Below are 13,293 nucleotides of genomic sequence, written 5' to 3'. Positions count from 1 at the left end.
CCGCCCCTAGAGGCGACAAGGCCCGCGAGAAATCGCGGGTCTTATCTATGTCGCCAGCCGATACCATAACCGTCGAGGCGCGTTGCGTCCGCCTCAATGCCAAAGCCGAGAACGCGGCTGCGGTTGCGCCCGTCGTCGAGCATCATACGCTCACCCGCGGCCCGAACGATCTCCTGATCGAAGTGAAGGCCGCGGCGGTCAACCCGTCCGACGTCAAGGCTGCCACCGGGCTGATGGCCTATGCCGTGTTCCCGCGTACCCCAGGGCGTGACTACGCGGGCGTGGTGATCGACGGGCCGGCCGGCACGGTCGGCCGCGAGGTGTTCGGCTCCTCGGGTGATCTCGGCATCCGCCGCGACGGCACGCACGCGAGCCATCTCGTGGTCGAAGCCGACGCGGTGGTCGAGAAGCCGAAGAGCGTATCCTGGGAGGAGGCTGCCGGCATCGGTGTGCCCTTCGTCACGGCTATGGAAGGCTTTCGCCGCGCCGGCATTCCGAAGCCCGACGAGACCGTGCTGGTGTTCGGCGTCAATGGCAAGGTCGGTCAGGCCGCGGTGCAGATCGCGACCTGGCAGGGCGCGCGCGTCGTCGGCGTGGTGCGCAAGGCTGAATCTTATGAAGGCCACAGCAATGCGCCGATCGAGATCATCGACGCTTCCGCAACCGACCTCGCCACTCGCGTGCGCGAATTGACCGGCGGCAAGGGTGCCGACATCGTCTTCAACACGGTCGGCGACCCCTATTTCCAGGCTGCGCACAAGTCGCTCGCGCTGCGCGGCCGTCAGATCCTGATCGCCGCGATCGACCGGATCGTGCAGTTTAACATCCTCGAATTCTATCGCGGACAGCACACCTATGTCGGCATCGACACGCTCGGGCTGTCGTCGGCCGCAACGGGCGCCGTGCTGCACGATCTCGGGCCGGGCTTTGCGGGCGGCCAGCTGAAGCCGTTCCCGATCAACGCGAATGCGATCTATCCGCTCGAGCGCGCGAAGGAGGCGTATGTTGCGGTCGCCGGCTCCTCGCGGGATCGCGTGATCCTGAAGCCGTAATCATGGAATCGCCCGCCCAACTCGTCATCCTCGCCGGCCTCGTCATTGGACTGGTTTATGGCGCTGTCGGCCTGCTCAGCGGCTTCTGCCTGATGAGCAGCATGCGCGGATGGCTGGCAGAGGGGGACGGGCGGCTGGTGCGAAGCTATGCGTTGGCGGTTGCGGTGGCGATTGCCGCGAGCCAGTTCCTCGCCGCAAATGGCATGGTCGACCTCGGCAAGTCGATCTACCTGCAGTCGACCTTTTCGGCACCGGTATTGTTTTTCGGCGGCCTGCTGTTTGGCTATGGCATGGTGCTGTCGAACGGCTGCGGCTCGCGCGCGCTGGTGCTGCTCGGTCGCGGCAATCTCCGCTCCTTCGTCGTCGTAGTCGTGCTCGCCGTTGCCGCGCAAATGACACTCAAAGGCCTGATCGCGCCGGCGCGCATTGCGCTGGTCCAGACTTCTCAAACGACGGTCAGCGCCAATTCGCTGCCCACACTGTTGGCGACGCTTGGTCTTGGTGAAGCTTTTTCTCGTGTGCTCTCCGCGGCCGCGATCGTCATCGCGCTGATCCTGTTTGCCTTTGCCCATCCGGCGTTCCGCCGCTCGCCGGGCCAGATCGCGGCGGGCACCATCGTCGGTCTGCTGGTCGCCGGTGGCTGGTACGTCACCGGCTATCTTGGTGCTGATGATTTTAACCCGGTCCCGGTGACCTCGCTCACCTTCATCGCGCCAATCGCCGATAGCCTGCAATACGCGATGCTCTCGACCGGCCTGACGCTGAACTTCGGCATCGCGACCGTTGCCGGCGTCTTCGCCGGTAGCCTGGTGACTGCGCTCACCACAAGCCGCTTCCATCTCGAAGGCTATTCCTCGCCGCGCCACATGCTGCGCTCGGCCGGTGGCGCCGCGCTGATGGGCATCGGCGGCGTGATGGCGTTTGGCTGCTCGATCGGGCTGGGGCTCACGGGCATGTCGACGCTCGCGCTGGGCTCGTTCATTGCGGTCGCCGGCATCCTGCTCGGCACGGCGGCCGGCCTGCGCGGTGCACTCCGTGTTCAGCCGCTTGCGGTGGCCTGACGGCGTAGCAGCCGATCGCCCAGCGTCGCAAGGCCAATACCGGCGATAATCAGTCCGGCCGCAACGGCCAGGCTGATGTCGATGGGCTCACCCAGCAGGATGGCTGCACTGGCGATCCCGACGAGCGGCGTCCCGGTGGTGCCGAGCGAGGTCGTCAGCGCCGAGATGCTCTTGTTGACCATCGACATCGCCCAATAGGCCAGCGCGGTCCCGATCAGGCCGGAGTACAGGAACAGCAGCACGAGCCGCCACGACCATTCCGCATGCGGCAGGCCATCCGCGATCAGCGCGGATCCCGTCAGCACGATCGTTGCCACGAGCACCTGCCAGATCAGGAGCTGGAGCGGGGAGGCGATCCAGCGATGCGCATGGATATAGATGATGTTCGCGGCCCAGGAAATCGCGGCCAGGATCACCATGCCGGCGCCGAGCACGACGTTCGCATTGGTCCAGTCGATCGATGCCGGGTTCAGGATCACGGCAAGGCCGATCAGCCCGAGTAGCGCGCCTGCGAGCTTTGGCGCCGTGAGCGTGTCCTTCCCGAGCAAAGGTGCTGCGATCGCGACCCAGAGCGGCGTGGTGTAGCCGAGCACGATGGCCTTGCTCGCGGGCAGGAAGCGCACACCGGCCGCAACCAGGACCGAGAACGCCGTCATGTGCAGCAACGCCACGCTCAGGACCACTGGAATGTCGCGCCGCTCCGGGATCACCAGATTATTGCTCAGTCCGAGGATCACGAACAATCCGGCCAGTGCGATCCAGCTCCGGATCGCTGAAGTCCACAGTGGCGGAAGGAATTGCACGAGCTGCTTCGTTATCGACCAGTTCACGCCCCAGGCCAGCACGACGATGAGAAACAGGCCGATGGCCGTGCGGGGAGACAGTGAGTTCATGTCGGAGGTCCTTGAAGCAGTCCAGTCCGCCAGATAGCATCCCGGCTGGCACCTGAAAAAGTGCCAGATAGGACAGGAATAGGGTGCCAGTTTCCGAAAGCATGATCTCTGGTCTGATCGATCTGAGCCGGACCGACGAAGAAGGGTTGGTGGCTCAGCTGACAAGCCAGCTCCGAAAGCTGATCGCAACCGGCCGCCTCGCCAAAGGCCGCGCGCTGCCGTCGAGCCGCCGGCTTGCGAGCGATCTCGGCGTCTCGCGCAACACCGTCACCTATGCGTTCGAGCAGCTCGCCGCCGAGGGATATCTGGAGGCGTCGCGCGGACGTCGTCCTGTGGTGACGGTCGATGGTGCCGAGCGCATCGAAGGAGCAGGCGCCGTTACTTCGCGCGTTCGCTCCACCAGGCCGCAGCTCTCGCCTTGGGCTTCGCAGCTCAAGCAGACGGACTGGCCGATGTCCTATCAGGCTCCGCTCAAACCGTTGCGTCCGGGGCATGGTGATTTCAGGGAATTTCCGACCGAGGTCTGGGCGCGCTGCCTGCGCCGCAGCGCCGTGCGCGCCGCCAGGCGCGAGCTTGGTCCGGTCAACCGGAGCCGCCTGCGCAAGGCGCTGGCGCATTATCTCGCGACCAGCAGAGGCGTCGGCGCGACGGCGAACCAGATCATGATCCTGCCCAGTGCGCAGGCCGCGCTGACCTTGATTGCCGCTGTGCTCGTCTCGTCCGGTGACGATGTCTGGGTCGAGGATCCCGGCTATCCCGGCGCCGCGGCCGCCTTCCGCGCGTCTGGCGCGCGCGTGACCGGCATCAGGCTGGACGAGCAGGGCATGCAGCTGATGCCGGGAATGGCCGCGCCCAAACTCGTTTTCATGACGCCGTCGCACCAGCATCCTACCGGACGGCTGATGGCGCTGGCCCGCCGCACCGAGTTTCTTCGGCTCAGCAGGCCCGGCAAGACCTGGATCGTCGAGGACGATTACGACGGTGAATTCCACTATGACAGCCGGCCGGTGCCGGCCTTGCAGGGGCTCGATGGCCATGGCCGCGTGTTCTATGTCGGCACGTTCTCGAAGGCGATGACGTCGGATATCCGGCTCGGCTATCTCGTCGTGCCACCGGCGCTGGTCAGCACATTCGAGATCGCACAGCGGCACATCGGGCTGATCGCTTCCAGCCACATCCAGGAAGCGCTGGCCGAGTTCATCGCCGACGGGCATTTCCTGGCGCATCTGCGCCGGATGCGCCGGCTCTACCATGCGCGGCGCGATCATCTGGTCGAGGGACTGGAGCGTCATCTCGGCGAGGTCCTGGCCGTCGAGGTGCCATCGGGTGGCATCCAGCTCGTGGCTCGTCTCAAGCGCGGTCGTGCCGATCAGGCGGCGGTGAAGCGGCTGGTCAATAAAGGCGTTGAAACGCGCGCTCTATCCAGCCTGGCGCTGGGCAAGCCGCGCGATCATGGTCTCTTGCTCGGCTTCGCGGCCTGGCGCGAGAGCGAGATCAGCGCAGCGGTGCGCGCGATGGCGTCGTGCTTCTAGCGCGCTAGTCCACCGCCTTGGTGACGATGCGGATCTCCGAGGTCAACGTCCGGTGCACCGGACATTTGTCGGCGATCTCCATCAGCTTCTTGCGCTGCTCGGCGTCGAGCGCACCGTCGATTGCGATGTCGCGCTCGATCTGGTCGAGCATGCCGTCCCGCGTCTCGCACTCCGCGCAGTCCTTGGCGTAGATTTTGGAATGCTTCAGCGTGACGGTGACGCGGTCGAGCGGCAGCGACTTGCGATCGGCATAGAGGCGCATGGTCATGGAGGTGCAGGCGCCGAGACCGGCGAGCAGGAAGTCATAAGGCCCGGGACCGGCATCCTCACCGCCGGCGGCGACCGGTTCGTCCGCAACGAGATGATGCGGCCCAACGGTGACGATCTGGTTGAACTTGCTCTTGCGGGTCTCCTGCACCACCACCTTGCGAGGTTCTTCGGCGAGATCCATCGCCTTCGCAGGCTTTGCCGTATCAACATATCGGCTGACCCAGGCCGCGATCACGTCTGCCGCGTAAAGCGCGTCCGCTGGTTTCGTCAGCAGATGATCCGCATGGTCGAGCGAGACGTAGCTCTTGGGGTGCTTCGCCGCAACGAAGATCTTGGTCGCATTGTCGATGCCGACGGTATCGTCGACCGGCGAATGCATTACCAGCAGCGCTTTGTGCAGGCCCGTGACGTCGTTCATCAGCCGGTGCTCGACGACGTCGTCGAGGAATTCGCGCTTGATCCGGAACGGGCGGCCCGCGAGCGAGACTTCGACTTCCCCCTGCGTGCGGATGTTGTCGAGATGCTCTTTGAAGAGACCGGTGACGTGAGCGGGATCGGACGGCGCCGCGATGGTCGCGACTGCCTTGGCCTCCGGAATCTTTCCGGCCGCCGCCAGGATCGCGGCGCCGCCAAGGCTGTGGCCGATCAGGATCGATGGCGCCTTGCGGGTTGCACGCAGATGATCGGCGGCACGGACGAGGTCGGCGATGTTGGAGGAGAACGTCGAATTGGCAAAATCGCCTTCGCTGGAGCCGAGCCCGGTGAAGTCGAAGCGCAGCACCGCTATGCCCCTGGCCGCGAGCGCGACCGAGATGCGTTTGGCGGCGAGCGTGTCCTTGCCGCAGGTGAAGCAGTGCGCGAACAGCGCGAAAGCTACGGGCTCGCCATCCGGCAGCTCCAGCGCCGCCGCGAGCTGATGACCGCCTTCGCCGGTGAATAGAAAGCGTTCCGTCGGCATGGGCTTCCCCCCGTTCTTGCTTGACCCTAGTCGGCCGAATAGCGCTGCTCGGCCCAGGGATCGCCGCGGTTATGATAGCCGCGGACTTCCCAAAAGCCCGGCGCATCCTCGGTCACAAATTCGATCGCCTGGAGCCATTTGGCACTCTTCCAGAAATAGAGATGCGGCACGACAAGCCGCACCGAGCCGCCATGCTCGTCCGACAGCGGCTGCCCTGACCAGCTATGGGCGAGCAGCGCGTCCTCGGCTGCAAAGTCTTCCAGCGCAAGGTTGGTGGTGTAGCCATCGTAGGAGTGCAGTACGACGAAGCGCGCATCGTCACGCGGCTGGCAGGCGGCGAGCAGCTCGCGCGTCGCGAGCCCTTCCCACTCATTGTCGTAACGCGACCAGGTCGTCACGCAATGGACGTCGGAGGTGAACCGGTCCTGCTTCTGCGCCGCGAACTCGGCATAAGTCCAGAACACGGGATTTTCGATCGCGCCGTAGACGTCGAGCCGCCAGCGATCGCGCGACACGGGCGGCATGACGCCGAGATCGAGCACCGGCCAATCCTTGGTCAGGTGCTGGCCCGGCGGTAGGCGTTGGTCTTCCGGACGCACGATCTTGCCGGAGAGAAAGCGGCCTTCGCGCGCCCATTTCTCCTTGGTGCGTGTCAGCTTGCTATCTGATGGTGTCTCGTCGGCCATGAGCTACTCGTGGCGATGCATCGCGGAGGCAGTTTTGGTGTCGCGCATGGTGGAGTAGATGATCAGCGACAGGCAGATCACGCCGGCGAGATAATAGTAGAACCATTCCTCGTGCCCGATGCTCTTGAAATAGAGCGCGATCGCCGGCGCCGTGCCGCCGAAGATCGAGACCGTGATGGCATAGGGCAGGCCGACGCCGAGGGCGCGGACGTTGGTCGGGAACAACTCGGCCTTTACCACCGCGTTGATCGAGGTGTAGCCGGCGACGAACAGCCAGGCGGCGCAGATCAGGATGAACGCCATGAAAGGCGATTTGGTCTCTTTCAGCGTCATCAGGAGCGGCACGGTTGCGAGCGTGCCGGCGACGCCGAAGAAGATCAGCAGCGGCTTGCGGCCGATCCTGTCGGAGATCGCGCCATAGATCGGCTGCAGGATGGTCGCGAAGATCAGCGTGCCGAAGATCACGAAGGTGGTCTGGTCTTCGGTCAGCCCGACCGACAGCTTGACGAAGGTCTGCATGTAGGTGGTGAAGGTGTAGAACGCCGCGGTACCGCCGGCGGTGAGGCCGACCACCAAAAGCAGCTCGCGCGGATAGCGCAGCAAATTGGTGATTGAGCCGGTCGGCTTCACCACTTTCCTGGCTTCCTCGAACACCTCAGTCTCTTGCAGATTGCGCCGCATCACTGCGGCAAAGATCGCAAGCGCCGCGCCGATCGCGAACGGGATACGCCAGCCCCAGGTCTTGAGCTCGTCGGGCGTGAGGAAGACCTTTTGCAGGAGCAGCAGCACGATGATCGCGGTGAGCTGACCGCCAATCAGCGTGACGTATTGAAAGCTCGAATAGAAGCCGCGATGCTTGGGATCGGCGACCTCGCTGAGATAGGTCGCGCTGGCGCCATATTCGCCGCCGAGGCTGAGGCCCTCGATCACGCGGGCCAGCGCCAGGATCAGCGGGGCGGCAAAGCCGATCGTCGCATAGGTCGGCGTCAGCGCGATGATCAGCGAACCGAAGCACATGAAGACGACCGACAGCGTCAGCGAGATCCGCCGCCCGAAATGGTCGGCGATATAGCCGAACAACCAGCCGCCCAGCGGCCGCATCAGAAAGGTCGCCGCGAACACCACGGCGACGTTCAATTGCTGGACGACGGGGTCGTTGCCGGGGAAAAACGCCGGGGCGAAATAAAGCGCGAACGCCGTATAGGCGTAGAAGTCGTACCATTCGACGAGGTTACCGATCGAGCCGATCAAGATCGCCTTGATCCGGCGCTCGGCGTCGGCGATGTCAATGCGGTCGGAGGCCGGTTTGATTGCTTGCTCTGTCACGTCCGGCCTCCCAGAAATCCTATGTCTGGGCGCCTACATCGCCTTTCCGAGCAAAAATGGCAACTGGCGGGGGCCCCGCACCGTGCCCTGCGACCAGGTCACGGTGCCTGCCGGATCAAGCCGGAAGTCCGGGATCCGCTTCAGCCACTCCTCCAGCGCAACCTGCATCTCCATGCGTGCGAGATTGGAACCGACGCAGCGGTGGATGCCGAGGCCAAAGGCGGCATGGCGATTCTCCCGCCGGTCGATCACGACCTTGTCAGCGTCGGGAAACATTTTGGGATCGCGGTTGGCGGCCGGGAAGGACAGCAGCACCATATTGCCCGCCTTGACCGGGCAGCCCGAGATCGTGGTCTCCTTGACGACCTCGCGGGCCATGGTCACCGGCGAATAGGCCCGCAGCAGCTCCTCCACGGCGATCGGGATCAACCCGGGCTCGGCGATCAGCCGCTCGCGGTCGGCTGGCGTCCGGGCGAGATGCCAGAGCGAGGAGCCGATCGCGCTCCAGGTGGTATCGATGCCGGCGATCAGGAGCAGCCGCAGCGAGCCCAGCACGTGCGACTCCTCCAGCGGCTGGCCTTCCTTGTCCTTGGCATTCATGAGGTAGGAGATCAGGTCGTCAGTCGGCTTCGACCTACGCTCCTCGATCTGCGCCCTGAAATAGTCGCTCATCTCCTGCACTGCCTGCAGCAGCTTATTCTCGTCCTTGATGCCGAGCTCCAGGATCATGTGGATCCAGTTGATGAAGAGATCGCTGTCGCTCTCGGGAATGCCGAGCATGTGTGCGATCGCCTGAACCGGGATGTATTTGCTGTAACGCGCGGCTGCGTCGACCTTGCCGTCGGTGATGAACCCGTCGATCAGCTCGTTGCAGATCGCGCGCATCCGCGGCTCGAGCTTCTTCATCGCATCCGGGGTGAAGGGCGGCAGCAGCAATTGCTTGGCTGGCTTGTGCACCGGCGGATCGGAGGTGATCGGCGGCGCCGCATTCCTCGCGACCTCGGGACGCACGTCGCGGACGATGATGCGGCGCGACGAAAAATGCTCGGTGTCGTTGGCGATCTCGCGCACCGCCTCATAGGTCGTCGGCATGTAGCAGCCGAGGAAGCGCTCGGTATGCACGACCGGGCTCGCGGCGCGCAGCTCTTCCCAGATCGGGAAGGGATCATCCGTCCATTGCGGATCGGTGTGGTCGAAGTCGTTGACCCAGTCGGTCACGGGCGGATGAGCGGCGGGCTGGCTGACGTCGGACATGGCAGAAAAATCCCTTGAAAATCCCCTTGGGGCTCGTGTTCGCTGAAGGCACGCGAAGGCGCGCGGGCAGGGGCCGCGCTACTCCTCGATCACATCGATCGCGATTTCCGGGCAGTTGGATTTGGCAAGCCAGGCCTTGCCTTCGAGGCCCGGCGGAACCGTGCCGTCTCCGGCCTCGTGGGCGTTGCCGTATTCATCGAGCTCGAACAGCTCCGGCGCCAGCGCCTTGCAACGCGCGTGACCCTGGCATTTGTCGGGATCGACATGAACTTTCAGTCGTTCTGCCATTGCGGCTCCCTCGGTCGTATGCGCGTGGCCCGAAGGGCGGCGCGCTCCTCTTGTCAATATTATCTGCGGCATTTGCCGCATATTCTAAGTTATATGCTATTACATTCGCGACAAGCTTCCCCTGTCAAGCGCAAACTTATAGGCTTCGCCGTAACATGCGTTCACAACTCGCTCGCAAGCCCGAGAACACCTACCACCATGGCGATCTCCGCGACGCCTTGATCAAGGCTGCGTTACGCGAGGCTGAGCAGGGCGGCGCCGAGGCGATCAGCATCAAGGCGCTGGCAAAGCAGCTCGGCGTCTCGCAACCAGCGCCGTATCGGCATTTCGCCGATCGCGAGGCGCTGCTGGCGGCGGTGACAGCGGAGGCGTTCCGGCAGCTCAGCGCGATCCTTCGCGATGCGATGGCAAAGCCGTCCAGGCAATCAAAACTGTCGCGACTGGCACAGGCAACGCTTGATTTCGGTCTGCGCCGCAATGGCATCTACCGCTTGATGTTCGCGTCCCGCACCGTGTCGTGCGCTGCCAAGGGAAGCGAACTGCACGAAGCCACGCGCGAAACTTTCGCCCTCGTGATCGAAGCCTTGGAGGCGCCCGCGGTCGGCTATCTGCGCGAGCGGCAAGCGCTCAAGATTTGGGCCGCACTGCACGGCGTCGTGATGCTGGCCGAGCAGGGCCTGTTCACCGGCGAGGCCGCGCATGCCACGCGCGAGGAACTGGTCGAGGATTTTGTGAACGAGACGAAGGCGGCGCTCGTCGTCGCGATCAGGGATGCGCAGCGTCGTAAGAAGGCGGGCGCTTAAGCCTTCGCCTTCAGCAACTTCATCAGCTTTTCGACCGCGCTATCCGGGGTCGTCACGACGGGGCGGCTGGTGGCTTCCGCGACGAGCGGAGCGGTTGACGCGATGCTGAACTGGGCCAGCGCGATGACGTCGCAATCACGCAAATCCTTTGACGCCTCGACGATCAGCCGGTCATGCATAGCGCGGTCGCCGCGATCGAGTGCAGCCAGTGCACCCTCGGCAAGCTTCGGTACGATTTGGACGGAGGCCGGAAACTCCGGCGGCATCGAGACCAGCGTCGGTGGAAAGGTCGAGAGCAGGCCGATCTTCTTGCCCATCGTCACGGCCCGTTCGATCATGGCTTCGTTCGGCTTCAGCACCAGCATCGGCGCATGCGCCCGCGCGACCGCCTCGATGCAGGGACCGAAGGCCGAGCAGGTGAACAGGATCGCGTTCGCCCCGGTCGCGGCCGCATAATCGCCGAGCGCGAGGAAGCGCTCGGTCATGGCATCGTTGAGCGTGCCGCCGCGCGCCAGATCCGCCGACAGGCTGTCGTCGAGCAGGTTCATCAGCCGCGCCGCCGGCCACGCCTTAGCGAACGCCGCCTCGATCGGGGCGATGGAATGCTTGAGGGCGTGGATCAGGGCGATGCGAGGGGGCTTTGTCATTGAATGTGAGTACCTAGGTCTCGTGCCCCGGACGCAGCGCAATGCGCAGTATTGCGCTGCAGAGCCGGGGCCCATCGTGGCCGCTGGGTCCCGGCTCAGCGCAGCAGCGTTGCACGCTGCAGCGCGTCCGGGACATACGTGTGTGTCTACTTGAACGGCAGCGCGTACATCAAGCCGCCCTTGCTCCAGAGGCCGTTGAGGCCGCGCTCGAGCTTGAGCGGGCTCGCCTTGCCGACATTGCGCTCGTAGATCTCGCCGTAATTCCCGGTGGCCTTGATCGCGGTGGCCAACCATTTGTTGTCGAGCCCAAGCCGCGAGCCGAGATCGCCGGAGGCGCCCAATAGCCGCTGGATCGCGGGCGTCTGCGACTTCGTCATCTCGTCGACATTGGCCTGCGTCACGCCGAGCTCCTCGGCTTCGATCAGGCCGTAATGCAGCCAGGTGATGATGTCGCTCCAGACCTCGTCGCCGTTGCGGGTGAAGGGCCCGAGCGGCTCCTTGCTGATGGTCTGCGGCAGCACGACGTAGTCGGCGGGGTTCGGCGCTGCGGTGGTCACGGCACCGGCAAGCGCGGAGGCGTCCTGGGTCATGGCATCGCAACGGCCACCGAAGAAGGTCTGATACATGGTGTCGACCCGGTCGAACACCAGCGGCTTCCAGTCGATGCCGTTGGCGCGCCCGTAATCGCCGAGTGTGACCTCATGCGTGGTGCCTTGCGCAACGCAAACGGTGGCGCCCTTGAGGTCCTTCAGCTCCTTCACGCCGAGGTCCTTCTTCACGACAAAGCCCTGGCCGTCGTAGAAGTTGATCGGTCCCTGCCGCAGGCCCAGCGTGACGCCGCGCAAGTAAGTCTGCGTGGAATTGCGGTAGAGCACGTCGATCTCGCCTGATTGCAGCGCAGTGAAGCGATTCTGCGCGGTCAGCGAAACGTAACGCACCTTGTTGGGATCACCGAGCACGCCGGCCGCGAGCGCGCGGCAATAATCGACGTCGAGGCCCTTGTAATTGCCTTGCGAGTCCGGTGCCGAGAAGCCGGCAAAGCCCGCGCTGACGCCGCATACCAGCGTGCCGCGGCTCTTGACCGTGTCGAGCGTCGCCGCCTGCGCGACAACCGTCGATGCCGCGAGCACGCCCGCTGCAATAGCCACTTTCCTCATCATGCTACTCTCCCCTCAGTGATTGACACTACGCAACACGTTGTCGACGGCCGTGCCGAGCTTGTCGACGATCTGATCGATCTCGTCAGCCGAAGCGATATAGGGCGGCGCCAGCAGCACATGGTCGCCGCGGATACCGTCCACAGTGCCGCCGCCCGGATAGCAGCCGAGCCCCTTGGCAAAGGCTTCCGCCTTAATCTTCGGGTTCAGCTTGAGTGCTGGATCGAATGAGGTGCGGGTCGCACGATCGGCGACGAGCTCGATCGCCCAGAACAGGCCGCGGCCCCTGATGTCGCCGACATGGCGATGATTGCCGAAGCGCTCGGTGAGCCGCTGCTCGAGCTGCTTGCCGCGCTGCTTCACTTGCTCAAGCAGATTATCCTCCCGGATCACGTCCTGCACCGCGAGTGCAGCCGCGCAGGCGAGGGGGTGCGCGAGATAAGTATGGCCGTGCTGGAACGCGCCCGAGCCCGAGCGGATGGTGTCGATGATCTTGCCGCTCGCAAGCATTGCGCCGATCGGCTGGTAGCCGCCGCCGAGCCCCTTGGCGATCGCCTGGATATCGGGTGCGATACCTTCCTGCTCCCAGGCGTGCGTGGTGCCAGTGCGGCCCATGCCACTCATGACCTCGTCGAGGATGAGGAGGGCGCCGTGCCGGTCGCAGATCTCTCGCACCGCTTTGAAGTATCCGTCCGGCGCCGCCACCGCACCGGCGGTGGCGCCGACGACGGGCTCGGCGAGGAACGCCGCGACGGTATCCGGGCCAAGGCGCTGGAACTCGGCCTCGAGCTCCGCGGCAAGCCGCGCCACGAACTGCGCGTCGGACTCGCCGTCGTGCTTCTCGTGATAGGCAAACGCTGGCGTCACATGGCTAAATGCGGCCGAGAGCAGGGGCGCATACGGCGCGCGGCGCCAGGCGTTGCCGCCGGCGGCGAGCGCGCCGAGCGTGTTGCCGTGATAGCTCTGCCGCCGCGCGATGAAATGCTGCCGCTGCGGCTCGCCGCGCTCGATGAAATATTGTCGCGCGAGCTTGATGCTGGCCTCGATCGCCTCCGATCCGCCGCTGACGAAATAGGCGTAGGCGAGACCGCCGGGCTCGTGACCGACCAGCGTTTCGGCGAGTGCCTCGGCCGGCTCGGAGGAGAAGAAGGCGGTGTGGGCATAGGCGAGCGTCGAGGCCTGCTTCGCCATTGCCGCGATGACGCGCGGATGCTGATGCCCGAGGCACGAGACCGCCGCGCCGCCCGAGGCATCAATCACACGGCGTCCGTCCTCGGCAAAGAGATAGACGCCCTCGCCGCCGATTGCCTTGGGCGGCGTCTCACGCAACGAGCGATGCAGCACGCGGCTGGTGCGGATGCTCATG

General features: G+C 64.8%; 13 protein-coding genes. 4 read left to right on the top strand and 9 right to left on the bottom strand.

All coding sequences use genetic code 11. From position 1 onward, the window contains the following. The first annotated feature begins 47 nt into the window (after positions 1-47). Positions 48-1,052 (top strand): quinone oxidoreductase family protein, encoded by a 1,005-nt coding sequence (locus JJC00_RS27895; protein ID WP_200469057.1) that lies wholly within the window; start codon positions 48-50, stop codon positions 1,050-1,052. A 2-nt stretch (positions 1,053-1,054) separates the two neighbouring features. After that, positions 1,055-2,113, top strand: a complete 1,059-nt coding sequence (locus tag JJC00_RS27890; protein ID WP_200469056.1) for a YeeE/YedE family protein — start codon at positions 1,055-1,057, stop codon at positions 2,111-2,113. Here the strand turns inward: JJC00_RS27890 and JJC00_RS27885 are convergent. Continuing rightward, positions 2,092-3,006 carry a DMT family transporter gene (locus JJC00_RS27885; RefSeq protein WP_200469055.1) on the bottom strand — a complete coding sequence of 305 codons (915 nt, stop codon included), beginning with the start codon at positions 3,004-3,006 and terminating at the stop codon, positions 2,092-2,094. The two genes, JJC00_RS27890 and JJC00_RS27885, sit on opposite strands and share 22 nt — an antisense overlap. A gap of 101 nt (positions 3,007-3,107) precedes the next feature. Here JJC00_RS27885 and JJC00_RS27880 point away from each other — a divergent pair, with 101 nt between their 5' ends. Further along, positions 3,108-4,538 (top strand): PLP-dependent aminotransferase family protein, encoded by a 1,431-nt coding sequence (locus JJC00_RS27880; RefSeq protein WP_200474260.1) that lies wholly within the window; start codon positions 3,108-3,110, stop codon positions 4,536-4,538. Positions 4,539-4,542: 4 nt separating this feature from the next. Here JJC00_RS27880 and JJC00_RS27875 read toward each other — a convergent pair whose 3' ends face one another. From JJC00_RS27875 to JJC00_RS27855, 5 genes are all read right to left on the bottom strand, one after another. After that, positions 4,543-5,766, bottom strand: coding sequence for a bifunctional alpha/beta hydrolase/OsmC family protein (locus JJC00_RS27875; RefSeq protein WP_200469054.1), 1,224 nt, complete (start codon positions 5,764-5,766; stop codon positions 4,543-4,545). Positions 5,767-5,792: 26 nt separating this feature from the next. Further along, a complete protein-coding gene (locus JJC00_RS27870; RefSeq protein ID WP_200469053.1) occupies positions 5,793-6,452 on the bottom strand; it encodes a sulfite oxidase-like oxidoreductase in 660 nt (219 codons plus the stop codon). Between the two features lie 3 nt (positions 6,453-6,455). Next, positions 6,456-7,778 (bottom strand): MFS transporter, encoded by a 1,323-nt coding sequence (locus JJC00_RS27865; protein ID WP_200469052.1) that lies wholly within the window; start codon positions 7,776-7,778, stop codon positions 6,456-6,458. 33 nt (positions 7,779-7,811) lie between these two features. Beyond that, positions 7,812-9,032, bottom strand: coding sequence for a cytochrome P450 (locus tag JJC00_RS27860; RefSeq protein WP_200469051.1), 1,221 nt, complete (start codon positions 9,030-9,032; stop codon positions 7,812-7,814). Between the two features lie 78 nt (positions 9,033-9,110). Next, positions 9,111-9,320: a ferredoxin gene (locus JJC00_RS27855; protein ID WP_200469050.1), complete on the bottom strand. Its 210-nt coding sequence runs from the start codon at positions 9,318-9,320 to the stop codon at positions 9,111-9,113. Positions 9,321-9,475: 155 nt separating this feature from the next. Here JJC00_RS27855 and JJC00_RS27850 point away from each other — a divergent pair, with 155 nt between their 5' ends. Beyond that, positions 9,476-10,123 (top strand): TetR/AcrR family transcriptional regulator, encoded by a 648-nt coding sequence (locus JJC00_RS27850; RefSeq protein WP_200469049.1) that lies wholly within the window; start codon positions 9,476-9,478, stop codon positions 10,121-10,123. On the opposite strand, the gene JJC00_RS27845 is transcribed toward JJC00_RS27850, so the two are convergent. From JJC00_RS27845 to JJC00_RS27835, 3 genes are all read right to left on the bottom strand, one after another. After that, on the bottom strand, positions 10,120-10,770 hold the full coding sequence (locus JJC00_RS27845) for an arylsulfatase (protein ID WP_200469048.1): 651 nt from the start codon (positions 10,768-10,770) through the stop codon (positions 10,120-10,122). The two genes, JJC00_RS27850 and JJC00_RS27845, sit on opposite strands and share 4 nt — an antisense overlap. 146 nt (positions 10,771-10,916) lie before the next feature. Next, positions 10,917-11,930 carry an amino acid ABC transporter substrate-binding protein gene (locus JJC00_RS27840; RefSeq protein ID WP_200469047.1) on the bottom strand — a complete coding sequence of 338 codons (1,014 nt, stop codon included), beginning with the start codon at positions 11,928-11,930 and terminating at the stop codon, positions 10,917-10,919. 12 nt (positions 11,931-11,942) lie between these two features. Further along, positions 11,943-13,292, bottom strand: coding sequence for an aspartate aminotransferase family protein (locus JJC00_RS27835; RefSeq protein WP_200469046.1), 1,350 nt, complete (start codon positions 13,290-13,292; stop codon positions 11,943-11,945). Position 13,293: the final 1 nt, after the last annotated feature.

This window comes from Bradyrhizobium diazoefficiens, assembly GCF_016616885.1.
Lineage (GTDB): Bacteria > Pseudomonadota > Alphaproteobacteria > Rhizobiales > Xanthobacteraceae > Bradyrhizobium > Bradyrhizobium diazoefficiens_F.
This window is presented reverse-complemented; position numbering and strand designations above follow the sequence as displayed.